The sequence below is a fragment of the Exiguobacterium sp. s59 genome (genome assembly GCF_018617475.1).
In the GTDB taxonomy this organism is placed as follows: domain Bacteria; phylum Bacillota; class Bacilli; order Exiguobacteriales; family Exiguobacteriaceae; genus Exiguobacterium; species Exiguobacterium aestuarii.
This window is the reverse complement of sequence record NZ_JACSKG010000008.1, coordinates 33,894-56,677: the sequence shown is the minus strand read 5'-3', so window position 1 is coordinate 56,677 and position 22,784 is coordinate 33,894. Positions and strand designations below refer to the sequence as shown.

29 protein-coding genes, 2 tRNA genes and 1 rRNA gene are annotated in these 22,784 nt (G+C 50.0%); 21 read left to right on the top strand and 11 right to left on the bottom strand.

Going from position 1 to position 22,784, the window contains the following annotated elements; all coding sequences use genetic code 11:
• Both rrf and KNO91_RS14240 read left to right on the top strand, forming a co-directional pair.
• Positions 1–87, top strand: a 5S ribosomal RNA gene (rrf, locus tag KNO91_RS14245); the annotation flags it as partial.
• Positions 88–355: 268 nt separating this feature from the next.
• Complete coding sequence (locus tag KNO91_RS14240; protein WP_214814832.1) at positions 356–1,294, top strand: coiled-coil domain-containing protein; 939 nt, start codon at positions 356–358, stop codon at positions 1,292–1,294.
• Positions 1,295–1,303: 9 nt separating this feature from the next.
• Here KNO91_RS14240 and KNO91_RS14235 read toward each other — a convergent pair whose 3' ends face one another.
• Positions 1,304–1,681 carry an HIT family protein gene (locus tag KNO91_RS14235; protein ID WP_214818606.1) on the bottom strand — a complete coding sequence of 126 codons (378 nt, stop codon included), beginning with the start codon at positions 1,679–1,681 and terminating at the stop codon, positions 1,304–1,306.
• Between the two features lie 51 nt (positions 1,682–1,732).
• On the opposite strand from KNO91_RS14235, the gene KNO91_RS14230 reads away from it, so the two are divergent.
• Positions 1,733–2,374: a uridine kinase family protein gene (locus KNO91_RS14230; RefSeq protein WP_214818604.1), complete on the top strand. Its 642-nt coding sequence runs from the start codon at positions 1,733–1,735 to the stop codon at positions 2,372–2,374.
• On the opposite strand, the gene KNO91_RS14225 is transcribed toward KNO91_RS14230, so the two are convergent.
• Positions 2,359–3,141, bottom strand: coding sequence for a sporulation protein (locus KNO91_RS14225; protein WP_214818602.1), 783 nt, complete (start codon positions 3,139–3,141; stop codon positions 2,359–2,361). The two genes, KNO91_RS14230 and KNO91_RS14225, sit on opposite strands and share 16 nt — an antisense overlap.
• Before the next feature lie 138 nt (positions 3,142–3,279).
• On the opposite strand from KNO91_RS14225, the gene KNO91_RS14220 reads away from it, so the two are divergent.
• The 7 genes from KNO91_RS14220 (at position 3,280) to KNO91_RS14190 (ending at position 6,718) form a co-directional block, all read left to right on the top strand.
• Positions 3,280–3,356, top strand: a tRNA-Met gene (locus KNO91_RS14220).
• Between the two features lie 25 nt (positions 3,357–3,381).
• Positions 3,382–3,458: transfer RNA gene (locus tag KNO91_RS14215), tRNA-Met, on the top strand.
• A 103-nt stretch (positions 3,459–3,561) separates the two neighbouring features.
• Positions 3,562–4,011 carry a tRNA (adenosine(37)-N6)-threonylcarbamoyltransferase complex ATPase subunit type 1 TsaE gene (gene tsaE / locus KNO91_RS14210; protein ID WP_214790828.1) on the top strand — a complete coding sequence of 150 codons (450 nt, stop codon included), beginning with the start codon at positions 3,562–3,564 and terminating at the stop codon, positions 4,009–4,011.
• A complete protein-coding gene (tsaB, locus tag KNO91_RS14205) occupies positions 4,008–4,664 on the top strand; it encodes a tRNA (adenosine(37)-N6)-threonylcarbamoyltransferase complex dimerization subunit type 1 TsaB (RefSeq protein WP_214818599.1) in 657 nt (218 codons plus the stop codon). The genes tsaE and tsaB overlap by 4 nt, the downstream gene beginning before the upstream one ends.
• Positions 4,657–5,118: a ribosomal protein S18-alanine N-acetyltransferase gene (gene rimI / locus KNO91_RS14200; protein ID WP_214814822.1), complete on the top strand. Its 462-nt coding sequence runs from the start codon at positions 4,657–4,659 to the stop codon at positions 5,116–5,118. The genes tsaB and rimI overlap by 8 nt, the downstream gene beginning before the upstream one ends.
• Positions 5,115–6,137, top strand: a complete 1,023-nt coding sequence (gene tsaD, locus KNO91_RS14195) for a tRNA (adenosine(37)-N6)-threonylcarbamoyltransferase complex transferase subunit TsaD (protein WP_214818597.1) — start codon at positions 5,115–5,117, stop codon at positions 6,135–6,137. The genes rimI and tsaD overlap by 4 nt, the downstream gene beginning before the upstream one ends.
• Positions 6,138–6,151: 14 nt before the next feature.
• The gene (locus tag KNO91_RS14190; protein WP_214818595.1) at positions 6,152–6,718 is read left to right on the top strand and encodes a hypothetical protein; all 567 of its coding nucleotides are present in this window, start codon (positions 6,152–6,154) and stop codon (positions 6,716–6,718) included.
• A 44-nt stretch (positions 6,719–6,762) separates the two neighbouring features.
• On the opposite strand, the gene KNO91_RS14185 is transcribed toward KNO91_RS14190, so the two are convergent.
• Positions 6,763–7,746, bottom strand: a complete 984-nt coding sequence (locus tag KNO91_RS14185) for a zinc-binding dehydrogenase (RefSeq protein WP_214818593.1) — start codon at positions 7,744–7,746, stop codon at positions 6,763–6,765.
• 113 nt (positions 7,747–7,859) lie between these two features.
• Between KNO91_RS14185 and KNO91_RS14180 the strand changes: the two genes are divergently transcribed.
• Positions 7,860–8,723: a LysR family transcriptional regulator gene (locus KNO91_RS14180; protein ID WP_214818591.1), complete on the top strand. Its 864-nt coding sequence runs from the start codon at positions 7,860–7,862 to the stop codon at positions 8,721–8,723.
• 26 nt (positions 8,724–8,749) lie between these two features.
• Here the strand turns inward: KNO91_RS14180 and KNO91_RS14175 are convergent, their stop codons facing one another.
• The 5 genes from KNO91_RS14175 to KNO91_RS14155 all read right to left on the bottom strand — a co-directional run bounded on the left by KNO91_RS14175 (position 8,750) and on the right by KNO91_RS14155 (position 13,421).
• On the bottom strand, positions 8,750–9,913 hold the full coding sequence (locus KNO91_RS14175; RefSeq protein WP_214818589.1) for an iron-containing alcohol dehydrogenase: 1,164 nt from the start codon (positions 9,911–9,913) through the stop codon (positions 8,750–8,752).
• A gap of 3 nt (positions 9,914–9,916) precedes the next feature.
• On the bottom strand, positions 9,917–10,210 hold the full coding sequence (locus tag KNO91_RS14170) for a putative quinol monooxygenase (RefSeq protein WP_214818588.1): 294 nt from the start codon (positions 10,208–10,210) through the stop codon (positions 9,917–9,919).
• A gap of 86 nt (positions 10,211–10,296) precedes the next feature.
• Complete coding sequence (locus tag KNO91_RS14165) at positions 10,297–10,959, bottom strand: type 1 glutamine amidotransferase domain-containing protein (protein WP_214818586.1); 663 nt, start codon at positions 10,957–10,959, stop codon at positions 10,297–10,299.
• A gap of 156 nt (positions 10,960–11,115) precedes the next feature.
• Positions 11,116–11,523, bottom strand: coding sequence for a hypothetical protein (locus KNO91_RS14160; protein WP_214790850.1), 408 nt, complete (start codon positions 11,521–11,523; stop codon positions 11,116–11,118).
• On the bottom strand, positions 11,520–13,421 hold the full coding sequence (locus KNO91_RS14155; RefSeq protein WP_214790852.1) for an ABC-F family ATP-binding cassette domain-containing protein: 1,902 nt from the start codon (positions 13,419–13,421) through the stop codon (positions 11,520–11,522). Before KNO91_RS14155 ends, KNO91_RS14160 begins: the two co-directional genes overlap by 4 nt.
• A gap of 150 nt (positions 13,422–13,571) precedes the next feature.
• On the opposite strand from KNO91_RS14155, the gene KNO91_RS14150 reads away from it, so the two are divergent.
• The 4 genes from KNO91_RS14150 to KNO91_RS14135 all read left to right on the top strand — a co-directional run bounded on the left by KNO91_RS14150 (position 13,572) and on the right by KNO91_RS14135 (position 16,807).
• Positions 13,572–14,228, top strand: coding sequence for a redox-sensing transcriptional repressor Rex (locus KNO91_RS14150; RefSeq protein ID WP_214790854.1), 657 nt, complete (start codon positions 13,572–13,574; stop codon positions 14,226–14,228).
• Positions 14,228–14,446, top strand: a complete 219-nt coding sequence (gene tatA / locus KNO91_RS14145) for a twin-arginine translocase TatA/TatE family subunit (protein ID WP_034770678.1) — start codon at positions 14,228–14,230, stop codon at positions 14,444–14,446. Before KNO91_RS14150 ends, tatA begins: the two co-directional genes overlap by 1 nt.
• A gap of 3 nt (positions 14,447–14,449) precedes the next feature.
• Complete coding sequence (gene tatC, locus KNO91_RS14140) at positions 14,450–15,238, top strand: twin-arginine translocase subunit TatC (RefSeq protein ID WP_214742996.1); 789 nt, start codon at positions 14,450–14,452, stop codon at positions 15,236–15,238.
• Between the two features lie 222 nt (positions 15,239–15,460).
• Positions 15,461–16,807, top strand: a complete 1,347-nt coding sequence (locus KNO91_RS14135) for an FAD-dependent oxidoreductase (RefSeq protein ID WP_214814806.1) — start codon at positions 15,461–15,463, stop codon at positions 16,805–16,807.
• A gap of 36 nt (positions 16,808–16,843) precedes the next feature.
• On the opposite strand, the gene KNO91_RS14130 is transcribed toward KNO91_RS14135, so the two are convergent.
• Both KNO91_RS14130 and KNO91_RS14125 read right to left on the bottom strand, forming a co-directional pair.
• A complete protein-coding gene (locus KNO91_RS14130) occupies positions 16,844–17,026 on the bottom strand; it encodes a PspC domain-containing protein (RefSeq protein WP_214814804.1) in 183 nt (60 codons plus the stop codon).
• Between the two features lie 84 nt (positions 17,027–17,110).
• Positions 17,111–18,043 carry an ABC transporter substrate-binding protein gene (locus KNO91_RS14125; protein ID WP_214814803.1) on the bottom strand — a complete coding sequence of 311 codons (933 nt, stop codon included), beginning with the start codon at positions 18,041–18,043 and terminating at the stop codon, positions 17,111–17,113.
• Positions 18,044–18,165: 122 nt separating this feature from the next.
• Here KNO91_RS14125 and KNO91_RS14120 point away from each other — a divergent pair, with 122 nt between their 5' ends.
• The 5 genes from KNO91_RS14120 (at position 18,166) to KNO91_RS14100 (ending at position 22,143) form a co-directional block, all read left to right on the top strand.
• Entirely contained in the window at positions 18,166–19,146 is a 981-nt protein-coding gene (locus KNO91_RS14120; protein WP_214818584.1) for a FecCD family ABC transporter permease, read from the top strand.
• Complete coding sequence (locus KNO91_RS14115; protein ID WP_214818581.1) at positions 19,143–20,189, top strand: FecCD family ABC transporter permease; 1,047 nt, start codon at positions 19,143–19,145, stop codon at positions 20,187–20,189. The genes KNO91_RS14120 and KNO91_RS14115 overlap by 4 nt, the downstream gene beginning before the upstream one ends.
• Positions 20,186–20,992, top strand: a complete 807-nt coding sequence (locus tag KNO91_RS14110) for an ABC transporter ATP-binding protein (protein WP_214818580.1) — start codon at positions 20,186–20,188, stop codon at positions 20,990–20,992. The genes KNO91_RS14115 and KNO91_RS14110 overlap by 4 nt, the downstream gene beginning before the upstream one ends.
• A 95-nt stretch (positions 20,993–21,087) precedes the next feature.
• Positions 21,088–21,561 carry a hypothetical protein gene (locus KNO91_RS14105; RefSeq protein WP_214814795.1) on the top strand — a complete coding sequence of 158 codons (474 nt, stop codon included), beginning with the start codon at positions 21,088–21,090 and terminating at the stop codon, positions 21,559–21,561.
• A 3-nt stretch (positions 21,562–21,564) separates the two neighbouring features.
• Positions 21,565–22,143 carry an NADPH-dependent F420 reductase gene (locus tag KNO91_RS14100; RefSeq protein ID WP_214818579.1) on the top strand — a complete coding sequence of 193 codons (579 nt, stop codon included), beginning with the start codon at positions 21,565–21,567 and terminating at the stop codon, positions 22,141–22,143.
• 39 nt (positions 22,144–22,182) lie between these two features.
• Here KNO91_RS14100 and KNO91_RS14095 read toward each other — a convergent pair whose 3' ends face one another.
• Complete coding sequence (locus tag KNO91_RS14095; protein ID WP_214814791.1) at positions 22,183–22,518, bottom strand: TM2 domain-containing protein; 336 nt, start codon at positions 22,516–22,518, stop codon at positions 22,183–22,185.
• A 104-nt stretch (positions 22,519–22,622) separates the two neighbouring features.
• On the opposite strand from KNO91_RS14095, the gene KNO91_RS14090 reads away from it, so the two are divergent.
• The gene (locus KNO91_RS14090; RefSeq protein WP_015880595.1) at positions 22,623–22,781 is read left to right on the top strand and encodes a hypothetical protein; all 159 of its coding nucleotides are present in this window, start codon (positions 22,623–22,625) and stop codon (positions 22,779–22,781) included.
• Positions 22,782–22,784: the final 3 nt, after the last annotated feature.

Genomic DNA, 22,784 nt, shown 5'->3' with positions numbered 1-22,784 from the left:
GTTCCCATGCCGAACACGGAAGTTAAGCGTCTCAGCGCCGAAAGTAGTTGGGGGATCTCCCCCTGTGAGGATAGGACGTTGCCAGGCAACAACGCAGAGGACGACCGAGCATAACGCTCGGTCGTTTTTTTGTTTCATTGAAACTTTATCCCTTCTTTTTCGTACAAAGTATGAGAAAGAGGGGATTGTTTTGTATATTCGATTAGCCACTATAAAAGACGTTTAACTGCAAGCTTTCGACAAGAGGCAGACACCTTGCAGATACCAGTAAGAGATTAGAATGTCGAGACTCCTGGATACGACAATGAACCAATGTCTTATTGAATCCGATGTATGAAACGAAAGGGGAAGACCAATGAAAGATTTTCAAGATGTGCAATTAGAGTTGCAACAGCGTCTTGCCGAGCGTGATCGACTTGTCCGTAAGCAAAAGACAATTGAAACGCAGTTGAAAGAGCACGAAACCGTACGAAAAGAGTTACTCAATACATTTACAAGGGAACAGCGTGATGTTTACGATCTTGAAAGCTTTTCACTCGTGAATACATGGCGAAAGTGGAGAGGGACATTTGATGAACAGCGTACAAAAGAGGTAGAGGAAGCTGCTCGAGCCGAACTGAAGTTACGTGAACATGAGGCGATGATTGACGAATTGACGCTTGAACATCGAGATTTACGAGAAAAGCTGGAGGCCTATGAAACGATCGATGATGAATGGGAGACATTCTTAGAAACGAAAGAGGCACATCTTACTAAAGACCCGGCTGTTCGAAAAGATCTTCACCGTCTGACACATCAACAAGCGGAGATGAATGAACTTCTTATTGAATATCGGGAAGCGATTGAGGCGGGAAGATTCGCAAGAGCAACAATTGCGAAAACACTGAAGCATTTAGACAGCGCAAAGGGATGGTCGACGTATGATACGTTCTTTGGTGGAGGATTGATTGCGACTGCGATGAAGCATGATGCATTGGATGCTTCCGAACAGACGATGCATGAACTTCAATCTGCATTGGAACGTTTTTCCCGTGAATTAGCCGACGTGCAAGGAGTGGTCGAAGAGTTACATGTTCAACGTGGCTCCCTCATTCAGTTTGCGGATTACTTCTTAGATGACATTTTCTCCGAGTGGACCATGCACGGTAGAATCAATGAATCGCTTGATCATGTAAATGAACTTAATCAGGAAATCAATCGGTTGATTGCACGTATGACCATACAAGTAGAAAATCTCGAACAGCGACTCGAAGAGACCGATGAAAAAAGAAGACAGCTCATCCTCACGCGATGAGCTGCTTATTTACTCCGGTCGTTTTAACCAGTGGCGAAGTCCTTTCCCCGCATGAGGTCCTGCCTCGTAACGAGGAATGACGTGTAGATGAGCGTGAGGTACGGTTTGGTTCGAAGCCATGCCGACGTTCCAACCGAGTGTGTATCCGTCAGGTTGAAAGGTTCGATCAAGATGTTCTTTTGCTATGTGAAGCAATTCGTTAGTATGCTGCCATTCTAACGATGTTAAGTCGAATGTCGTTGCGCGGTGCGCTTTCGGGACGATGACGCCTGAGCCGACGAGAACGTCCTGCTCGAGGTCATGCATGAGAAAATAACAAGAGTCATTCTCAGCAACGATCGTTTGATGTGGATCGAGCGTGGGATGGCAAAATGGACAAGTAGACATGAGATTGATACACTTCCTTTCTATTATCTAGTGTACCAAAGGGGGAGAATCATGGAACGACTCATCGATGAAATCGAACAAAGGGTGAGACCGGGGAAACGAACGTTGATTGCCATCTCGGGGCATGGAGCGGCCGGTAAATCTACATTGGCCGAACGATTACGAGAAAGATTAGGGGATGTAAACCTGTTTCATACCGACCCGTACATCACAGATTCACAGTTACGGAAACAAACATTACTCACGTATGAACACGATGGAATAACCCATCACTTTAAGATGACGGCGTGTCATCCGTCTGCGCATCATCTGCTTTCACTCGAGCGTGATGTCCGTATGATTCGGGAAGGGATTGGATTTTATACGATTGACGTCCCATATTTAGAGCGGACATGGATTGATCCCGAGAAGCCGATTACGATTGTTGAGGGCATGAGTGTCGCTTTTCTTGATCTCACTTCTTTTGACCAGTCGATTTATCTTTATACCGACGGAGAAACAGAATTTAGACGCAGAGCGAATCGTGATATCCAGGAACGGGGAATGGAACTGGATTACTTACGCGCCTCCCATGACGAGCGACGTCTTCAATATGAGTTGTTCATGCATCCGTATCGCCATCACTTCCAAACCATCGTCAATACGAGTGGGGATATTATTCAAATTGAAAAAACCGCTCACGAGGAGCGGTGACTGCGTAACGTATCTTGAATGCCGAGACCGAGCTGTTCTTGCTCACGTTCGAGTTGTTCCCACGTGAGGGAACGATGACGCAATTCGACGTCGGTCGCCATCGACTCGAGGGTGCGCTGAGTCTCAATGTTGTCGAGCCAATAGTAGAGGTCGATCCCGTCTTCGTGGAGGCGCCAAAACGATTTGACGACCTCAAACTCGTCGGCCCATTCACCGATTGGCTTGAATCCATACTTCTCAACGAATGGATAAGGACGCTCTTCCCCAAGGGGATCAATCACGTTACGAACAAACATTGGTTCAAGTCCAGCATGAGCAGTTGCGTCGAGCAGTCGTTTCAGTTCAGGCATCGGTTCGATTTCAATGTGTTCAATCACGTCAAACCAGACACGTTTCATGTCCTTGTCCCATAACGTCGCCTCCACGCTATAAGGGGCACCTGCGGAAGAAGGGGCATACATCGTCAATTCAAATGAAAATGGAACATCCTCCTTCGCACCGGGTTCTAGTACGACAGACAGCGGAATCGGTACTTCTTGAATGTCAGCTTCCCGATTGAATTCATTTCCTTCCATGGTGATGTCTTTAAAGGTCGTCAAAAAATTGAGTGTCAGTTCTTGTAGTCGAACGACGGTTGTCGTCGGGTTCGATACATGCAGGGTTCCGGTAACTACCTGCTTCGGAATGAGTGCTGCCGGGTCAAAGGTGATATCGGCTTCGATCTCCGAAAAGAACCATTTCTTGAATCGGTTTCCCCATTTGGACATGGCGGTCGCGCCCCTTTTCTCTAAATTCTATACTGTTATATGTGTTCCCGATTCCATTTTTCAAAAAACATTGAGAAAAAGGTTGCTTTTTATAACTGTCTCGCTTATTATAGAGGATGTCGAAACAATTCAAACCATCGCGGGGTGGAGCAGTCTGGTAGCTCGTCGGGCTCATAACCCGAAGGTCGTCGGTTCAAATCCGGCCCCCGCAACCAATTTTTATTTAATTTCATATGTCGTCGCGGGGTGGAGCAGTCTGGTAGCTCGTCGGGCTCATAACCCGAAGGTCGTTGGTTCAAATCCAGCCCCCGCAACCAATTTTTAAATGAGATAGCGAAACGATAGCGTTTCGTGTTTTTTTTTGCTTAAAATGAAGTGTACAATGAGTACGTATGAGAAGTGATAAAAGGAGAACCATTCATGTATACATTGATTACGCATTCTGCGGCGGAGACGCAAGCGGTGGCAGAACGTTTGGCTACGCTCGTCGAAGCAGGAACGGTCATCACATTAAACGGTGACCTCGGCGCGGGCAAGACGACGTTCACACAAGGGTTCGCAAAAGGACTCGGTGTCACGCGGAACGTCAACAGTCCGACGTTTACGATTATGAAACAATACAAAGGGCGTTTGCCGCTCTATCATATGGATGTCTATCGTCTCGAAGATACGGGGGATGACATCGGTCTTGAGGAATACATCAACGGTGACGGTGTCGCCATCGTGGAGTGGTCGAACTTGATTGAGTCTTCTCTTCCGGAAGAACGCCTGGCCATCACAATTGAACGGGTCAGTGACGAGGAACGGAAATTGACGCTCGCTCCAACAGGTGACCGTTACGTTCGAATCGCCAAGGAGGTGCTCGCATGAAGCAATTAATGATCGATACCGCAACGACACGTTTGTCTGTCGCATTAAGTGAAGCTGGAGAAATTCAAGCTGAAGCGACAGTCATGGTCTCGAAAAATCATGCGGTCACACTCATGCCGATGATTGAACAGCTCATGGCAGCGGTCAAGTGGACACCGAATATGCTTGAACGGATCATTGTCACGACAGGACCTGGGTCGTACACAGGAATTCGGATTGGAGTGACGACAGCGAAGACACTCGCTTATACGCTGAACATTCCACTAATTGGGGTATCTGCCCTTCAACTCATGGCAGCGGCACCGAATACGGATTTGCCGGTCGTCTCGTTAATTGACGCGCGACGTGGCAACGCCTATATCGGATATTATCAGCACAACAAGGCACTGACGCACGATCAACATGCGTCAGTCGCCGACTGGTTGCGACTCAATAGTCAAGGACGTTTCCTCGTCGTTGGAGACGTCGAACCGTTCCGTGAGGTGTTGAGCGAATATGAGTATGTCGAAGCACCGGCTGCTCATCGTTACGGTCGTGCGAGCGATTTGGTTGTTTTCAGTGATGAGACGAATGACGTCCATGCGTTTGAACCGGAGTATTTGCGACTCGCCGAAGCGGAAGCAAAATGGTTAGAGGGACAAAACAATGGCTGACGTGAAAATTCGTCGAATGACGTGGCTCGATGTCGAGGAAGTGACGAAAGTCGAAGAGGCGTCGTTCTCGATTCCGTGGACAAAAGAGGCGTTCATGAACGAGATGCTTCGGAATGAACAGGCCATTTATTTTGTCGCGGTCTATGACAAACGGGTTATCGGTTTTGTAGGGGTATGGCAAATCGTCGATGAAGGACATATCACAAACATTGCCGTCTTACCCGAATTTCGTGGGCAAGGGATCGGGAATCAACTGTTAGCGGAACTTGTCGCGTTTGCCAAGTCAAAGGGGCTTGTCGGATTGACGTTAGAAGTCCGCGTGTCGAACGTAGGCGCGCAAAAACTGTATGAACAGTTTGGGTTTATGCAAGCCGGACGAAGAAGACGTTACTATCAGGATAATAATGAAGACGCCTATATTTATTGGGCGAAGTTAGGAAGTGACTCAGAATGAACACATCACTGATTCTCTCGATCGAGTCGAGCTGTGACGAGACGTCTGTTGCGCTCGTCAAAGACGGAAAGACGCTCTTGTCGAACGTCGTCTCTTCTCAAATCGAGAGTCATAAACGATTTGGTGGCGTCGTCCCTGAAGTGGCGTCTCGTCATCATGTCGAGCGGATCACGTATGTCATTGACGATGCGTTGAGCGAAGCAGGCGTGACGATGGAAGACGTCGATGCGGTCGCGGTCACACAAGGACCGGGTCTCGTCGGTGCCCTTCTCGTCGGCATCAGTGCGGCTAAAGCATTGTCGTTCGCCCATCAAAAACCACTCATCGGCGTCCATCATATCGCGGGACATATTTACGCAAACGAACTCGTCGAAGAGATGCAGTTCCCACTCGTCTGTCTCGTCGTCTCAGGTGGACATACAGAGCTCGTTTATATGCCAGAACACGGTGTATTCGAAGTGATCGGTGAGACACGTGATGACGCGGCAGGAGAGGCGTACGATAAAGTCGCACGCACACTCAGTCTTCCATATCCGGGAGGTCCGGCGATCGATCGTTTGGCAGCGGTCGGGGAAGACACGTACAATTTCCCACGCGTCCGTCTTGAACCAGGTAGCTTCGACTTCAGTTTCAGTGGCTTAAAGTCATCAGTCATCAACGCCGTACACAATGCGGAGCAACGCGGCGAAACGGTCATCCCGGAAAACTTGGCAGCAAGCTTCCAAGCGAGTGTCGTCGAAGTACTCGTCGAGAAAGCGATTCGCGCCGTGAAAGAAAAAGGGGCGAAGCAATTGCTCGTTGCTGGTGGTGTCGCGGCAAACCGTGGACTTCGTGCTGCGCTTCAAGAAGCGACTGCTGCCGAAGGGATTCAACTCGTCATCCCACCACTTGACCTGTGTGGGGATAATGCTGGCATGATCGGGGTTGCGGCACATCACGCGTATGTGCGCGGCAAGCGCGATACACTAGCGATGAATGCGGTTCCTGGGTTATCCTTAGAAGAGAGCATGACAGTCTAGGGGGAAATAGAGACATGACGAAACGCATCATCATCGGAGGACTTATCGTATTGCTCGTCGTTGCGACGTTCTTACAAGTACGAGAGATCATCCGCGCTTACAATATCGCCTATCAAGAGGAGATTGTCCCAGAAGAGACGCGAGTAAAGTCGTTGACTGGAGAAGAGTCATTAGAGGGCATTGGTCGTGTGACCGGAGAGAACACGCTGATTGAGTCATTATATGGCTACGCAAGTGTCGTTGATCAAAAGCCAGAGCGTGTGATCGTCGTTGATCGCAATCTTGGTGTACAGCCGAAGGCGAGCGATGCTTATTATGAAATCGAGCGAGGTCGCGAGGCAACGGAAGAAGAGGCTGCGAAGTTTGACGCTTTGATCGAGGAACTCGATGAACAGCAACTGTTCGCACAAGTCATCTCGACACATGAGGCACGCTATGTGACGAATGACGAAAAATCGATGACGTTCTACAAAGTGTTCACACGTGACGTTGATACGAACGAGGCTGTCTTCTTTATTGCAGAAGACGGGACGAAGCTCGACTTCCATACGATTGGATTCCAACCGTTGCGATACTTCTAACTATAAAGAGAGGCCAGCGTATCATGATACGCTGACCTCTTTTTTCATGCCTTCAAGTTGGCAACGATTTTCCCGACGACGTGTCGGTCTGACAGTTCGACCAATTTCTTCGGGATGTCCGCGAATGGAATCGTCTCTTGAATCATCGGTCGAATCTCACCCGCTGCAAGCAGTTCGAGCATGTGCGTACCGATGCGGACGATGTTCGCCTCGCTCACGCGGTCCTGTTGATGATGGATTGCATTGAGCGCGACCTCATGGTAGGAGATGACGCGTGTGAACGGTTTGATGACACTCATGTCAGGGGCTCCTGCGATATGGGCGATGTGTCCGTTATAGGCGATGACGTGAAGGGAAGCGGTCGCCGTCTCCCGACCGACGGGATCGATGACGGCATTGACACCGTGACCATTCGTTAGTTCCATCACCCGTTGTTGCCAATCTTCCGTGTTGTAGTCGATCGCCTCATCAGCTCCGAGTTGTTTGACCCAGTCATGGTTGCGCGCTGAAGCGGTCGTGATGACGCGTTTCCCGAGATACTTCGCGAGCTGAATCGCGAATCCGCCGACGCCACCGGCCCCGGCGTGAATGAGGATCGTATCGATCGCATTCATCGGGAGTTTTTCAAAGATGGCTTGGTATGCTGTGAATCCGGCTGTCGGTAACGCGACCGCATCAGCGAACGAGATGGATTCAGGGATCGGGACGACCATGTGTGCTTTGGCACGAGTGAATTCAGCGAATCCGCCCCATTCATTCCAGTTGCCGTGATAGAGGACGCGGTCACCGACTTGTACATTCGTCACGTCATCCGCGACAGCGGCAATCGTACCGGCAACATCGAGCCCGAGCACGTGAGGATATGACCATTCGGGTTTGCCGTTGGTCGCGGTTTTATAGTCGACCGGGTTGAGGCCGGCGTATTCCCCTTCAATCAATACTTCGCCGGAACGAAGTGTCGGTGCGTCGACCTCCTCGATTTGCATCGCTTGCCATGCGTTCGGTTCATGTAGTAATAAAGCTTTCATGTTCAATCCACTCCTTATAAATTTATTTATCGATGTATCCTTTAAACGTTATTTGTCTTATGATTTACTCCCTTTTATACTGAAGGTAACGAATACAAAAGGAGTTTACACAGATGATTGATTTTGAATGGTATCGCAGTTTTATCCACGTGTACCAACAACGTTCCGTATCGGCTGCGGCGCGTGTCCGATTTTTAACACAGCCGGCTGTCAGCCAACATATCGCCGCACTTGAATCGGAACTCGAGACGTCCCTCTTCACACGTGCACCACGTCAGATGATTCCGACGGATGCGGGGAAGGAACTGTACACGCAAGTGGTCGGGTTGATCGACCGTCTCGAAGAGTTGTCACTTGAGATGAAATATGTCTCAGGGGAGCAACCGCGTCCGGTCCTCAAGTTCGGTGGACCGACCGAGTTCGTCACACATGAGATTATACCCGCTTTACCGCTTGATATTGCACAGTACATCGCAGATTTTGGAATGACCGCGGATTTGATTAAGCGTTTGGCGGACGGGGAACTCGACTTCGTCATTGCGACGAAGCGGATGGAGGAGCCAGGGATCCAATACGTTCCGATTGCCGACGAATCATTTCTATTAGTGGCACCGAACGATTGGGAAGTTCCGACCGACGAGTTGAAAGACTGGATGGACCGCCAGCCGTGGATCAGTTACGGATTGGAGCTTCCCATCATCCGTCGTTACTATCAGACCCAGTTCGGGGAACGTCCAGACATCCGTCCGGAGATGATTTTACCGAACGTTGATGCCATCCTTGCGGCGATCGAATCGAAGTGCGGCATCAGCATCTTACCGAACTATTTAATTCGGCATGCACTCGAGCGAGGAACGGTTCAAGTCGTGTCGCCTGAGCGTTTTGCGACGAACGTTATTTACCTCGCGCACCGGACCGAGTCGAAGCATGACCCCGTCATCAACCAAGTCATCAAAGCGTTGCAGGAGGCAAAATGAAGTAGGACCCACGTGGGCCCTACTTTTTATAATGCATTTGTTAAGATAGTCGCTACGTCTTGTTGACGGAGTGGGACGTACTGGCCGATCTGTTCAGCGACCATCGCCCGTTCTGCCATCAATTCGAGGTGTGTGGCGTCAATCTCATAATCACTCAGACGTGACGGGGCACCGATTGATGTCCAGAAGTCTTGTAACGCCTGAACCGTCTCCTCGACGAGCACGTCATCCGACTTGCCATTCACGTCAATACCAAAGACGCGTTCACCGAGTTGAATGATGCGCTCGGGGCGTGTCTTCCCAACGTAGCGAAGCCATTCCGGGAAAAGGATGGCGAGACCGCCACCGTGCGGGATATCGTAGACGGCAGAGACCGCATGCTCAATCATATGGGTCGCCCAGTCCGTCTTCACGCCCATCGATAACGTCCCGTTCAAGGCGAACGTTCCATTCAACAACATCGTTTCGCGTGCGTCGAAATCATTCAAGTTTTCAACGAGACGAGGCGCCGTCTCCATCATGGTCCGTAAAATCGATTCTCCGAAGCGTTCCTGGAGTAAAGCGTTCTCTGAAGCATGGAAGTATTGTTCGAAGACGTGCGACATGATATCGACGATTCCGTAAACGGTTTGGTTCGCCGGTACACTCAACGTGTACGTTGGGTCGAGCACGCTGAATTTCGGATAAGTGAGGGGTGAACCGAACGAGCGCTTGTCCTGTGCCTCCCAGTTTGTGATGACGGCTCCACCGTTCATTTCTGATCCAGTTGCCGCAAGTGTCAACACAGTCCCGATTGGTACCGCATCTGTGACGGGGACTTGTCGTGTCACGATGTCCCACGGATTCCCGTCATATTTTGCACCGGCTGCGATTCCTTTCGCACAGTCGATGACGCTACCTCCACCGACAGCAAGGATGAGGTCGATGTGATGTTCATGGACTAAGTCGATCCCTGTTTGAACTGTCGTCAGACGTGGATTTGGTTCGACGCCAGAGAGTTCGACGACGGTTGCTCCCATGTCGGATAAAAGAGCAGTCACTTCATCATAAAGTCCGTTTGCTTTGATGCTCCCGCCACCGTATAAAAGAAGGACGCGGTCTCCGTATTGTGGAATTTCGGTACGGAGTGATTGCAGTTGTCCTTTCCCGAATAAGAGTTTAGTCGGGTTGTGATAGTGAAAACGTTCCATCGGTTAGTCTACCTCCTTGATTTCTTCTAAGTATTGGACATCGCGACGAGCAAGCAATGCTTCTGCTTCTTTGCGATACGTTTGATAGTGGGGTGAGGCGATATGCGCATCGAGTGCCGCCTTGTCGGCCCACTTCTCGTAAAAGACGAACGCGTCCGGGTTGCCTTCGACACGATGTAACGTATAGAAGACGCAACCTGCCTCGGCGCGTGATGGGGCGACGACTTTTCGTAAATGTGTCTCAAGCGCGGAGCCGAGACCGGGCTTCGCTTGAATCTGAGCTAAAATGGTAATCATCTTCATTCCTCCTCATCTATAAAACCCGCCTGTTCGAGAACAGGCGGGTCGTCCTCTTTCATCGATTGGCAACGAGAAAGAATCGATTAGTTTAACGTGTTGATGACGGCTTTTGCGACAGCAACCGTCGACTGTGGATTTTGGCCTGTTACCAAGTTTCCATCGACTTGAACGTTTTCTGTGAAGTTGTCTGCGAGCACGATGTTCGCACCGAGTTCACGAAGACGCGTTTCAAGTAGGAACGGCATGTAAATATCAAGACCTGTCGCACGTTCTTCTTCATCCGTGAACGTCGCAATCGTTTTACCGTTCACGAGTGGTGTCCCGTCAGACAATGTCGCACCGACAAGACCAGCGGGACCGTGGCAGACGGCAGCAACCGTTTTACCTGCTTCAAATAGCGAACGGATGGCAACATTCAACGCTTCGCTTTGTGGAAGGTCGAACATTGTTCCGTGACCACCTGGCATGAAGATGGCATCGAATTGATCGAAGTTGGTGATCGTCTTCAAATCAATCGTATCTTCGAGAAGAGGAGCCGTCGCTTGAATGTCAGCCGGTACTTCTCCTTCTAAACTGCGTGCGTCGATTGGAGATTGACCACCGTTCGGGCTAGCGACCGTGATGTCATATCCTTGTTGTTTGAACTCGACGTATGCCTCACCAAATTCGGATAACCAAAGTCCAGTCGTGTGACCGTCCTTCATTTCTTTTGCGTTCGTCACGACCATTAATACATGTTTACTCATCTGTCATTCCTCCTAAGAAATAATCCGTTGTTTCGGTACGTGACTAGAATAACGCGCACTCTAACGAAAAACAAATTAAGAAAAAACGCCTAATCTATAAATAAATTTATACATAAATCAAAAAGCCGTCCTCTCGCAAAAAAGAGGACGGACGGTTCAAGCTTTCGGCTGTCGATAGTTCTCGCGATGCCATGTATTGATGCGGCTCACGATAAACACAAGGAGGGCGAGAATCCACATGAAGAGCGTCTCTTCATAGAAGTGAGCCCACACCGAGCCGGGCGCATAGAACGTATGAACGGTCACATCGACCGGCCAGACGACGATACGGATGAAGAGCGTGCTCATGAGAAGGCCACTGAAAAGACTGAGTAGAATCCCTGGCCACGTCTGAATGATGAAGCCAATCACGACCGGTAAAAAGTAAAAGAGAATAGACGGGACGATCGTCGATTCGCCTCGGATGAGTTCAGACACGAACTCGGTTCCGGTCGGCACAATGTAGGCCAGTCCCGTGAGGAACGCTTGGATGAACTCGATTCGCATGGCACGGGTACGCATCATGTATGGAGTTCCTCCCATTCCGCATAGAGAGCTGTGATCGATTCTTTCGCTGCGTCTGATTCGGTCGACAACTCCTGGGCGCGGGCGAAGTCGTTGAAAACATCCGGTTCACAGAGCAATTGTTCAATTTCATCAAGGCGGTTCTCATGTTGCTCAATCGCAAGTTCGATCTCTTCGATGCGCTGTTTGATCCGACGCTCTTCCCGTTGCTGCTCTTTGTCGGCACGCTGTTTCTTCACGACGACCTGCTTCGTCTCTTCACGAGCGAGACGCGCGAGTTCTTCGAGTTCTTCTTTCTTCTCGACGTAATACGAGTAGTCCCCGAGATACTCGTCGATGCCGTTCGGCGTGATTTCTAACACACGTGTCGCGAGTCGGTCAATGAAGTATCGGTCGTGTGAGACAAAGAGGATCGTACCTGGGTAGTCGAGGAGCGCGTTCTCTAAAATCATCTTCGAGTCGAGGTCCAAGTGATTCGTCGGCTCATCTAAGATGAGCAGGTTCGGCTGCTCGAGCTTTAATTTGGCCAACGTGAGACGTGCCCGTTCGCCACCAGAGAGTTCGTGGACGCGCTTCATGACATCATCGCCGCTGAAGAGGAATTGTCCGAGAAGACTCCGGACTTCCTGTTCGCGCATGAGTGGCCAGTCATTCCAAATCTCGTCGATGACACGGTTCGCGTCGGACAAGTTTTGCTGTTCCTGATCGTAGTAGCCGATCTCGACGCCGGTCCCGTAGCGAATCTCGCCAGTGAGGGCGGCTTGCTGTTTCGTCAACACTTTAAGTAATGTCGACTTACCGACCCCGTTCGGACCGACGAGGGCGACCGATTCACCGCGTTGTAGCTGGAAGCGAAGATGTTGGGCGATTGCGTCCTCATATCCGATGGCGAGGTCACTCGCGCTCAATACATCGTTTCCGCTTTGGCGTTTGATGGAGAAGGAAAGGACGGCACTGCGCTCGTCACCATCTGGAGCATCGAGGCGGTCGACTTTCTCGAGACGCTTCCGCACGCTTTGCGCACGTTTCGTCGTTGTCGCCCGAGCGATGTTTCGCTGAATGAAGTCCTGCATCTTGGCAATCTCTTCTTGCTGCGACTCAAACTGCTTCTTTTCTTGTTCGTAGAGGGCGGCCTTCTGCTCGAGATACTTCGTATAGTTCCCGACGAAACGGCGGCTGCGGTGACGCGACAGCTCATAGACGACCGAGACGACACGGTCGAGGAAGTACCGGTCGTGGGAGACGATGAGGACGGCGCCTTTATAGCCGCTCAAGTACTTCTCAAGCCAGGCGAGCGTCTCGATGTCCAAATGGTTCGTCGGCTCGTCCAAGATGAGTAGGTCGGGACTTTGAAGGAGCATCTTCGCCAAGGCGAGGCGTGTCCGTTGTCCACCGGAGAGTGTGTCGATGCGACGTTCGAAATCGTCCGGATAGAAACGCATTCCATGGAGGACCGAGCGGATCGTTGCTTCATATTGATATCCGCCACGTTCTTTGAACGTATGCTGCTCTTCATCATAAGAAGAGAGGAGACGTTCGTACGCCGCAGCGTCATTTAAAATCCGTTCCGAGCCCATATCTGCTTCCATGCGACGGAGCGTCTTTTCTTGCTCGATTAAGCCCGTGAAGACGGTGAGCATCTCGTTCCAAATGGTCTCATCGGATTCTAGCCCTGAGTCTTGGGCGAGATAGCCGATCGTGACGTCTTTCGGCTTCATGATGTCCCCAGAGTCATAGTTATATTCACCAGCGATGACCTTCAAAAGCGTCGACTTACCGGCCCCGTTACGACCGACGAGGGCGACGCGTTCGCCTTCTTGGATTTCGAGTTTTACGTTTTCTAAAATCGGCTCAACGCCGAAGGATTTGGATAAGTTATTGACTTGCAGTAGGATCAAGTGAAAAAACCCCTTTCTCTCTATTTAGTATACTGTATTTTTCAGCGATTTTAGGTATATTCGTTGAGTGGTCATGTGAATTCGTTTACAATCAAGGTGTATGAAATTCAGATTCGTTTGTAACGTGTCGTAAAAAGGAGGCTCTTTCCGTTGAGTCAAAACGAACCAAAGATTCCACAAGCGACAGCCAAACGGTTGCCACTATACTATCGATTTATTCAAAGCCTGCATGCGTCAGGGAAACAACGTGTCTCTTCAGCAGAACTGAGTGAGGCGGTCAAGGTCGATTCGGCTACGATTCGCCGTGATTTCTCGTACTTCGGTGCGCTCGGTAAAAAGGGATATGGCTATAACGTGCAGTATCTGTTAGACTTTTTCCGAAAGACACTGAATCAGGACGAGATTACGAATGTCGCCTTGGTCGGGGTCGGTCACCTTGGGACGGCATTCGTCAACTATAACTTCCTTAAAAACAATAACACACATATCGTCGTCGGGTTCGACGCAGACGAGACAAAAGTCGGCACGACGATGTCAGGCGTCCCAATTCATCACGTCGATGAGATGGAACAGATTATGGAGCAAAACAAGATTGACGTCGCGATTTTGACGGTACCTTCTGCCTATGCGCAGTCCGTCGCAGACGACTTGGTGCGTTTCGGCATCAAGGGCATCTTGAACTTCACACCGGCACGACTTACCGTACCGGACACGGTTCGCGTTCATCACATCGATTTGTCGATTGAGCTGCAGTCACTCATTTACTTTATGCAACACTATCCAACCGCTGAGGGGGTCCATCAATAATGGAATTACTAGCATCATCACTCGTCGTCGGAATTCCGGGTGGGGCGAGTCTATTCATCATCGCCATCATCGCGCTCATCATCTTCGGACCGAAGAAATTACCGGAGTTTGGTCGCGCGGCCGGACAGACGCTTCGTGAGTTCAAAAATGCAACGAACGGCATGATGAACGAGCACGACGAGAACGACAAGAAAGCTATCGAAAAGAAAGAGCAGTAAGCCATGAATCATCAACCTGATCAAGAGCGGGAACTTACCGATCACTTGACAGAGCTGCGAAGACGACTGATGCTATCTGCATTTGTCGTCTTTGCCTTCTTTTTGATGGCTTTGCCGAGTGTCAAATATGTGCTCGCGTACTTGCAAGAAGATCTCGTCGAACGCGGGCTCGAACTGAACGCCTTTGGGGTCGCGGACCCGCTCATGATTTACTTGAACTTGGCGCTCATCATCGGCCTGATTGCGGCGAGCCCATTCCTACTGTATCAAGTGTGGGCGTTTGTCGCACCCGGTCTGCATCCGAATGAACGGAAAGGCACCCTTGCCTATATCCCGATCATCTTCGGATTGTTCTTGATCGGTCTTGCGTTCGCCTACTACTGGTTGTTCCCGCTCGTCCTCGACATCTCGACGGACCTCGGGCAAGACCTCGGACTCGAACAAATCATCGGTGCGAACAATTACTTCACGTTCTTGTTGCAACTGACGATCCCGTTCGGTCTATTGTTCCAATTGCCGGTTGTGACGATGTTCTTGACCCGGATTGGTGTCGTGACACCGTACTTCTTATCGAAGATTCGTAAGTATGCGTACTTCGCGCTATTCGTAGTCGCGGCATTCATCACACCGCCGGATTTGACATCGCACCTCATGGTATCATTGCCACTCTTCTTCCTATATGAAATCAGTTTATCGATTTCACGCGTCGCCTACAAAGGAGTACTGCGTCGGGAGAAAGAAGCGATGGTGCAAGAACAGATGGATTTAATGAAACAGATGAATGAGAAATAAGCATCGTTCCGTAAATGGGACGATGCTTTTTTATGTGCACTACACTATAGTTCAATTGGAAGTTCATACTGTTCAAATTTTAGACACTTTTACGTGAAATAGTGAGCATAGTCATTGAATCCTATATTGTGAAATAGTACACTAAGGTCAAGAATTAAATGTGATATTTATCACAATGTGAAAAGAAACGTACGGTCTAACATAAAAGGAGAGACGACTCATATGAAAATCGCAGTCATCGGATGTACACACGCAGGAACAGCAGCTGTCAAAGGGTTACTCGCAAAGCACGACAATCTCGACATCACCGTTTACGAGCGGAACGACAACGTCAGCTTCCTCTCATGTGGGATTGCGCTCCACGTCGGTGGGGTCGTCCAACGTGCAGAAGAATTATTCTACTCATCTCCACGTGAACTTGAAGAACTCGGAGCGACAATGCGGATGAAACATGACGTCTTATCCATCGATGTCGAAGCGAAGACGGTCCACGCCAAAAATCTCGAGACGGGAGAAGACGTGCATGACACGTATGACCGCTTGATCGTCACGACAGGTTCATGGCCGATCGTCCCGACGCTCCCAGGAATCGAAATGAATGGAATCGAACTTTGTAAAAACTATGCGCACGCACAACGCATTATCGAGCGGGCGACAGACGCGACGAAGATTGCCGTCATCGGGGCGGGGTATATCGGGGTCGAACTCGTCGAGGCGTTTGAAGCATACGGTAAACATGTCACATTCATCGACAGTGCCGACCGTATCTTGAACAAATATCTCGACAAGTCGTTCACGGATCAATTGGAAGCGGATATGACAAGTCGCGGAATCGACCTCGAACTTGGTCAGACGGTCGAGGCATTCCGTGGAACGAGCGGAAACGTCACACATGTCGTGACGGACAAAGGTGAATTCGAGGCGGACCTCGTCATCTTGTGTGTCGGATTTCGTCCGAACACAGGACTCTTAGAAGGACAGGTCGACATGCTCGGAAACGGTGCCATCATCGTCGATGAATATATGCGCACGAGCAACCCGGACATCTTTGCGGCAGGCGACAGCTGTGCCGTCTACTACAACCCGGCGCGTACACACGCCTATATCCCACTTGCGACGAATGCGGTCCGGATGGGAACGCTCGTCGCAGAAAACATGATGCAGCCTCGTGTCCGCTATCAAGGGACACAAGGAACGTCAGGACTACGACTCTATGACTGGAACATCGCGTCGTCTGGGTTAACGGAAGAAGCGGCAACACTCTTCGGACTCGACGTAGAAAGTGTCGTCATCGAGGATGCGTATCGTCCGGAGTTCATGCCGACCGCAGAGAAAGTTGAATTCAAACTCGTCTACGAAAAAGAGACGCATCGCATTGTCGGAGGACAAGTGTTGTCGAAAGCGGATTTGACACAAGCGGTCAACACGCTCTCTCTTGCGATCCAAAACGAGATGACGATCGAAGAGCTCGCATATGTCGACTTCTTCTTCCAACCGCACTACAACAAACCATGGCACTTCCTGAACAGCGGTGCGCTTGAAGCGATGAAAGACAAAGTGAATGCCTAACAAAAAAACGCGGAAGCTAACAGCTTTCGCGTTTTCTTATAGATAGTGCGGTTCATCCTTCATCAAATTGGCAAGTAAGATGTAAATGAGAAAGTTTGCTGGCAAAAAGACGAATAAGAGACGAATCCCAAAAGAAGAGATATTCACATATTCAGCAATCCCGCCACATACTCCGGCAATGGAACGGTCGGTCGCCGACTTTCGAAAGGTACGTTGCATAGCAAATCTCCTTATGAGTTGATATGAAAATTTTACCATATGAGCTCACGAAAAAGCGCACCGAATCAATTGGTGCGCTATTGTTTATTTTAGAATGTCGACGAGTTCATCAAGTACTTGGTTGGCAGAAAGGACACCACCTGATGTGTTCCAAATGTCATCACTGACCTCTGTCACTTCACCTGATTTGACGGCATCGAGGTCTTTCCATAACTGGTTCGACTGCCATTCTTCTGCTGTTTTTGATCCGTCTGCTCCGCCGTATGTGAAGTAGACGATATGGTCGCCAGCCATCTCTGGAATGCGTTCCATCGTGATTTCTTCAGCAAACTCGGTACGATCTTGCGAAGCTGGGCGTTTTACCCCGACATCTCCTAAGATGACACCCGAGAAGCTATCCGTGAAGTAAATACGTGACGCGCCAGGAAGGAAGCGGACGACAGAGAGTTCTTTGTTCACGGCGTCTCCGAGTTCAGCTTTCGTATCTTCGACGTGCTGATCGTAAGCAGCTAACACTTCATTTCCTTCTTCTTCAAGGTTGAGTGCGTTCGCATAAAGGGCGAAGTTTTCTTGCCAATCTCCTTTGAGTGTTTCTGACATGACTGTTGGCGCAATGGCGTTCAATTTGTCGTAGATGTTCTCTTGACGAAGTTTTGTTCCGATGATGAGGTCTGGCTTGAGTTTCGCGATGGCCTCTAAGTTGACTTCACTTTCTGTCCCGACTTCTGTGACATCTGTCATCTCGGATTCGATGTGTGGATACCACGGGTCACCGTTCCAAGATTTGACGGCTCCGACCGGTTTGACGCCAAGGGCGAGAAGGGCCTCTGTCCCTTCATTCGTCAAAACAACGATGCGTTCCGGATTTTCAGGTACGTCGGCCGTTCCCATTGCGTGCTCGATCGAGCGCGTCGCCGCATCTGAACTTGTATCGTTATCTGTATCGTCTGATCCACCGCAAGCGGCGAGGACGACAGTTAAGCAAAGCGTAAGTAACGCAAGCATCCACTTTTTCATTTAAAATTCTCCTCTATGTAAGTGATTTTCCTACCTGACTATAAATGATAATGATTCTCACTGTCAACCCCTTTTTCTGGAACGTAATATTTGCTATGGTAGGAAAGGAAAGAAGTGAGGACATGAAAAAACCTTGGATCAAATTACTCTTCTTGATCATTTGCCTACCAATTTTAAGTTATGTCAGCTTACGTGTCGGTGTCATCGTAGTCAGTCATGAAGATGTGATGACATTTCAAGCGAACGGTTCATCACAGGCGATGATTGCATTGGCAGACAATCGCATCCCACGTACAATCGTGGCGTTACTCGTTGGCAGTGTGCTCGGTCTTGCCGGTCTCATCTTTCAACTCGTGACGCGTAACCCGCTCGCATCCCCCGATATCTTGGCCGTGAACGCAGGTGCGAGTTTGGCCATCGTGCTTGTGACCCTTTTTGGGTTCAGCAGTATCGCCTCATTCACGACAGCCTCGCTCATCGGAGCGTTTATCGCTGGTGTGATTGTATATCTGCTCAGTGCGAACGGTGGAAACGTCATGTATATGACACTTGCTGGTGCATCACTAGCGGCTTTATTTAGCTCATTCACTCAGTCGATTATCGCTTATGAGGAAGGCGCACTCGATGAGGTATTGTTCTGGTTGACCGGATCGGTCGCCGGGCGGTCACTCATGCTCGTCGAAACCTTGTTACCGTGGATGATGGGTGCAGTCGTGCTCGTGCTCTTGCTCAGTAAAGAACTCGAGACGTTATCGCTCGGAGACCAAGTGGCGCGTTCGCTTGGACAAAACGTCGGTGTCATCAAGTTTGTTGCGGTGACGCTTGCCGTCGTGCTCTCCGCATTCGGAGTGGCGCTCGCTGGGCCGATTGCATTTGTCGGTCTGCTCGCACCCCATTTGGCGAAATATTTGTTCGGCACGGCCTTTTTCGCTCGTCTCGCAGGAAGTGCACTCATCGGAAGCGTTCTGTTGCTTTCGGCTGATATTTTAGGACGCGTCATCCTGTTCCCACGCGAAGTGACGGTGGGCGTCGTGCTCGCGGTCGTCGGTGGGGCATTCTTCATCTATCTCGTCAGTGTCAGACAAGGAGTCTTTAAATCATGAAAACATACCGCTTTCGAAAAGGTCCCGTCTCGTTCACGCTCCGAAAGCGTGAAATCGAGTTGGCGCTTCTACTCATCGTCGGATTACTCCTATCGATTTATTTCGGGCTCGCCATCGGTGACACGTTCCTCAGTCCAGTTTCACTCGCTGCCTTGTTCGTCGGGGCAGGAGATGCGTTCGAACAGCTCGTCGTCTTTGAGTTCCGGATGCCCCGCGTGTTGATGGCAATGACTGCCGGGGCGAGTCTCGCCGTCAGTGGACATTTGTTACAACTGACAATCAAAAATGAATTGGCATCCCCGGAGATTTTCGGGATTGTCGGTGGCGCAGGAGTCGCGACGGCCACGTTTTTTACAGTTTTCACGGATGAGCGAACGAATCAACTGTCGGTCCCGCTCGCCTATATCCCGATCGCCTCATTCCTCGGGGCGATTGTTGTTGGGATGTTCCTCTTCTATTTATTAAAACGTGGAGTTCAACCGGTCCGTCTTGCACTCGTCGGAATCGGAATCAGCATTTTCTCGCAAGGGATTGTTCAGTTCATGATGCTCGCTTCGAACGTCTACCGGAAGAATGATATTCAGCAATGGCTCACTGGTACCGTGTACGCTGCGACGTGGAATCAATTGAAGATCATGGTGCCGTTCGTACTCCTCTTTTTATTGGCTGCTTTTTTGATTGAACGTCACGTGCGTCCGCTACACATCAGTGAGGCGACGGCGACAAGTATCGGTGTTCCGGTTCGCGGGATTCAGCGTGGCACGCTATTGTTATCGTGTTTACTCGCCGGAATTGGTGTCGCTTTTGTCGGCGCGATTGGATTTGTCGGGTTGATGGCACCTCATATCGCTCGTCAAGGATTGAAGCTCCCTTACGTATGGGCAACGCTTCTCGTTGGGGCGACGATTGTGATGTTGGCGGATGTACTCGCACGAACCATTTTTTATCCGTACGAGTTACGGACCGGCGTGATGACAGCCGTCATCGGAGCACCGTATTTCTTCTATTTACTTCGACGGATGATGAAAGGAAGCATGAGATGAACACATTTGATTTAAAAGAAGTGACCATCGGATATGAACAGAAGACGGTACTCGATCATTTGTCGTTTTCCATTCCCCATGGAAAAATCACCGTCCTTCTCGGGGCGAATGGCTGCGGGAAGTCGACGCTTCTCTCGACGCTCGCACGACAGCGGGATGCACTGGGCGGAGAAATCACATTTCGGGAAAAACCGCTTAATTCGTATCGCGCCAAAGAGGCGGCTCGGCTCATGGCGTTCATGCCACAAGTGAACGTGGCACCGGATGGATTGACCGTCGAACAGCTTGTCCGCTTCGGTCGTTATCCATATCAGACGTTCTTCAAACGATACTCAGAAGATGATGAACGAGCCGTGGAGAGGGCGCTCGCCTTCACGGATACGGTTTCGCTCCGTGACACGCTTGTCAGCAATCTTTCAGGTGGACAAAAGCAACGGGTATGGATCGCGTTGGCACTCGCCCAAGAGTCGGAGACGATTTTGCTTGATGAACCGACGACATATTTAGATATGTCGCACCAAATTGAGATTTTGGATTTGATGTATCGTTTGAACCGATTAGAAGGCAAAACGATTATCATGGTACTCCATGATCTCCATCTCGCCTGTCGCTATGCCGATCATGTCATCGCCCTCGCCGGTGGTAACGTGTATCGCGAAGGCAGTCCGAACGACGTTGTCGACGAGACGTTCATGAAAGACGTGTTTGGTTTAAAAGTCGTGGTGACAGAAGATCCGTTATACGGGACACCGCTCTGTGTACCGTATTCGCACTACGAGTTGAATGAAAAACGACCGACCTAAACCTAGTCTACGGACTAGGTTTTTTTACGGGAAAGCAGGGAAAAAGAGTAGAGTACGTGCTCGTCATGTTTTCTACCTTAAAGGAGGAATTTTTCATGGCTAAAAAGGAAAAACAACCGTATCACATCGTCACGTTCACATTCCCGGAAGAAGCCATCTCGTATCAGGCGTTCAGTAAGCTGAAAAAGTACCATTCGGATGGACTCGTCGGATTCGAACAATTGGTCATCATCAAGCGTGAAGAAAACGGGGCGTTCTCGTTCGAGGATGCGGCGCAACTCGCACCGGTCAACAAGTCGACGAAAGGTGCGCTCATCGGGATGGCGGTTGGAATCCTCGGTGGACCGTTCGGAATTTTATTCGGAACACTCACAGGTGGTCTCATCGGCGGCACAAAAGACGTGAAGCATATGCAAGGTATTCAAGATACATTCAAACGGACGGTCGGTAACATCGAACCAGGTCAGACCGGAGTCATGGCCATCGGGGAAGAATTCGACCCATCGATTTTAGACGGACTCGCAGAAGAGTATGGAGGAACGGTCACGCGGACAGACGAGGAGTTGTGAGCCATGAAACTCGGAATCTTAGGTGCCGGGAAGGTCGGACGCACGCTCGGGGAACAGTTCGAACAGGCCGGTTATGAGGTGTTGTATGGAACACGTACGGAGCGGGAAGGAACGTTGACGTTACAAGAAGTCGCCTCAGCGAGTGATGTGCTCCTGCTCTGTACGCCATTTGCGGCAGCGGTCGATCTATTGCCGACACTCGACGGACTGGATGGAAAAGTAGTGATTGATGTGACGAATCCGATCGCCATCGAGTTTAACGAAGTCGAGCGACCGGACGGGGTGTCGGGCGCGGAGTATTTGCAGCGACTCGTTCCCGATACGAAAGTTGTCAAAGCGTTTAACCAGACGGGCGTCGAGAATTTAGGTAATCCGGATGGTTCTGTCATGTTTGTCGCAGGAGATGATGAAGAAGCGGTGCGGCTTGTTGTCGAGCTATCGAACAAGATCGGCTTCGATACGCATCCGCTCCATGGGTTGAAGCTTGCTCGTGAACTAGAAGGGTTGGCGTGGCTGTGGATTCATTACGCGGTGAAAGAACGGAAGACACGAGATTTTGCATTCTACTTAAATGAACACTAAAAGACGATCGGGGCGAGATGCCTCGATCGTCTTTTTTGATTAGAATCCTGTGTAGCGGTCAGAGCGTGTTTGGAGCAGTTCAATCGTCTCACGTTCGATTTGTTCGACTTCGCGCTGTTGCCAACCTGGCATGAGGAACGCATCGACGAGTGCCCAAATTCCTGTAATGATGGCACCGAAACCGAGCGTCAAGACGACGAGGAGGACCATGGCGATCCCTGACCCAATCTTTTTGAAATAAAAGCGATGTGCACCGAGTGCACCGACGAAAAACCAAAGTAAGTACGCAACGAGTAAGCTGCGTTTCCGCTTCTCGACTTCGCTGTTGACGAGTTGCATTTCTTCCGTCGTCAAATCCATACGTGAAACATTCATCGGATTTCAACTCCCTATTCATTATTGTTATAATAAGTTCGGATTCTAGTATATCGGAAAATGGATTTGTTTCCATGATTTCCTAAAAAGAAAAGAGGTTCTCTATGCTTTTTCCGATTTTGACGTTCATCGTCGCGTTCGTACACGTCGTCGGCGGTGCGATTGCGTTGTATCAATATCCACAATATAAACGAATGGCCATCAGTGCGATTGTCCTCGGATTCGTCTACGGTGGATTGACCGTGGCAGTGATTGGATTATGATGT

Coding starts and splice junctions, on each gene's coding strand:
- KNO91_RS14190 (WP_214818595.1), top strand. CDS start 6,152: ATGACGAAACGCATCATCATCGGAGGACTTATCGTATTGCTCGTCGTT.
- KNO91_RS14240 (WP_214814832.1), top strand. CDS start 356: ATGAAAGATTTTCAAGATGTGCAATTAGAGTTGCAACAGCGTCTTGCC.
- KNO91_RS14115 (WP_214818581.1), top strand. CDS start 19,143: ATGAAAACATACCGCTTTCGAAAAGGTCCCGTCTCGTTCACGCTCCGA.
- KNO91_RS14090 (WP_015880595.1), top strand. CDS start 22,623: ATGCTTTTTCCGATTTTGACGTTCATCGTCGCGTTCGTACACGTCGTC.
- KNO91_RS14100 (WP_214818579.1), top strand. CDS start 21,565: ATGAAACTCGGAATCTTAGGTGCCGGGAAGGTCGGACGCACGCTCGGG.
- KNO91_RS14230 (WP_214818604.1), top strand. CDS start 1,733: ATGGAACGACTCATCGATGAAATCGAACAAAGGGTGAGACCGGGGAAA.
- tatC (WP_214742996.1), top strand. CDS start 14,450: ATGAATCATCAACCTGATCAAGAGCGGGAACTTACCGATCACTTGACA.
- KNO91_RS14125 (WP_214814803.1), bottom strand. CDS start 18,043: ATGAAAAAGTGGATGCTTGCGTTACTTACGCTTTGCTTAACTGTCGTC.
- KNO91_RS14130 (WP_214814804.1), bottom strand. CDS start 17,026: ATGCAACGTACCTTTCGAAAGTCGGCGACCGACCGTTCCATTGCCGGA.
- tsaE (WP_214790828.1), top strand. CDS start 3,562: ATGTATACATTGATTACGCATTCTGCGGCGGAGACGCAAGCGGTGGCA.
- KNO91_RS14180 (WP_214818591.1), top strand. CDS start 7,860: ATGATTGATTTTGAATGGTATCGCAGTTTTATCCACGTGTACCAACAA.
- rimI (WP_214814822.1), top strand. CDS start 4,657: ATGGCTGACGTGAAAATTCGTCGAATGACGTGGCTCGATGTCGAGGAA.
- KNO91_RS14160 (WP_214790850.1), bottom strand. CDS start 11,523: ATGATGCGTACCCGTGCCATGCGAATCGAGTTCATCCAAGCGTTCCTC.
- KNO91_RS14120 (WP_214818584.1), top strand. CDS start 18,166: ATGAAAAAACCTTGGATCAAATTACTCTTCTTGATCATTTGCCTACCA.
- tsaB (WP_214818599.1), top strand. CDS start 4,008: ATGAAGCAATTAATGATCGATACCGCAACGACACGTTTGTCTGTCGCA.
- KNO91_RS14095 (WP_214814791.1), bottom strand. CDS start 22,518: ATGAATGTTTCACGTATGGATTTGACGACGGAAGAAATGCAACTCGTC.
- KNO91_RS14235 (WP_214818606.1), bottom strand. CDS start 1,681: ATGTCTACTTGTCCATTTTGCCATCCCACGCTCGATCCACATCAAACG.
- KNO91_RS14105 (WP_214814795.1), top strand. CDS start 21,088: ATGGCTAAAAAGGAAAAACAACCGTATCACATCGTCACGTTCACATTC.
- KNO91_RS14110 (WP_214818580.1), top strand. CDS start 20,186: ATGAACACATTTGATTTAAAAGAAGTGACCATCGGATATGAACAGAAG.
- KNO91_RS14175 (WP_214818589.1), bottom strand. CDS start 9,913: ATGGAACGTTTTCACTATCACAACCCGACTAAACTCTTATTCGGGAAA.
- tsaD (WP_214818597.1), top strand. CDS start 5,115: ATGAACACATCACTGATTCTCTCGATCGAGTCGAGCTGTGACGAGACG.
- KNO91_RS14225 (WP_214818602.1), bottom strand. CDS start 3,141: ATGTCCAAATGGGGAAACCGATTCAAGAAATGGTTCTTTTCGGAGATC.
- KNO91_RS14185 (WP_214818593.1), bottom strand. CDS start 7,746: ATGAAAGCTTTATTACTACATGAACCGAACGCATGGCAAGCGATGCAA.
- KNO91_RS14165 (WP_214818586.1), bottom strand. CDS start 10,959: ATGAGTAAACATGTATTAATGGTCGTGACGAACGCAAAAGAAATGAAG.
- KNO91_RS14170 (WP_214818588.1), bottom strand. CDS start 10,210: ATGATTACCATTTTAGCTCAGATTCAAGCGAAGCCCGGTCTCGGCTCC.
- tatA (WP_034770678.1), top strand. CDS start 14,228: ATGGAATTACTAGCATCATCACTCGTCGTCGGAATTCCGGGTGGGGCG.
- KNO91_RS14135 (WP_214814806.1), top strand. CDS start 15,461: ATGAAAATCGCAGTCATCGGATGTACACACGCAGGAACAGCAGCTGTC.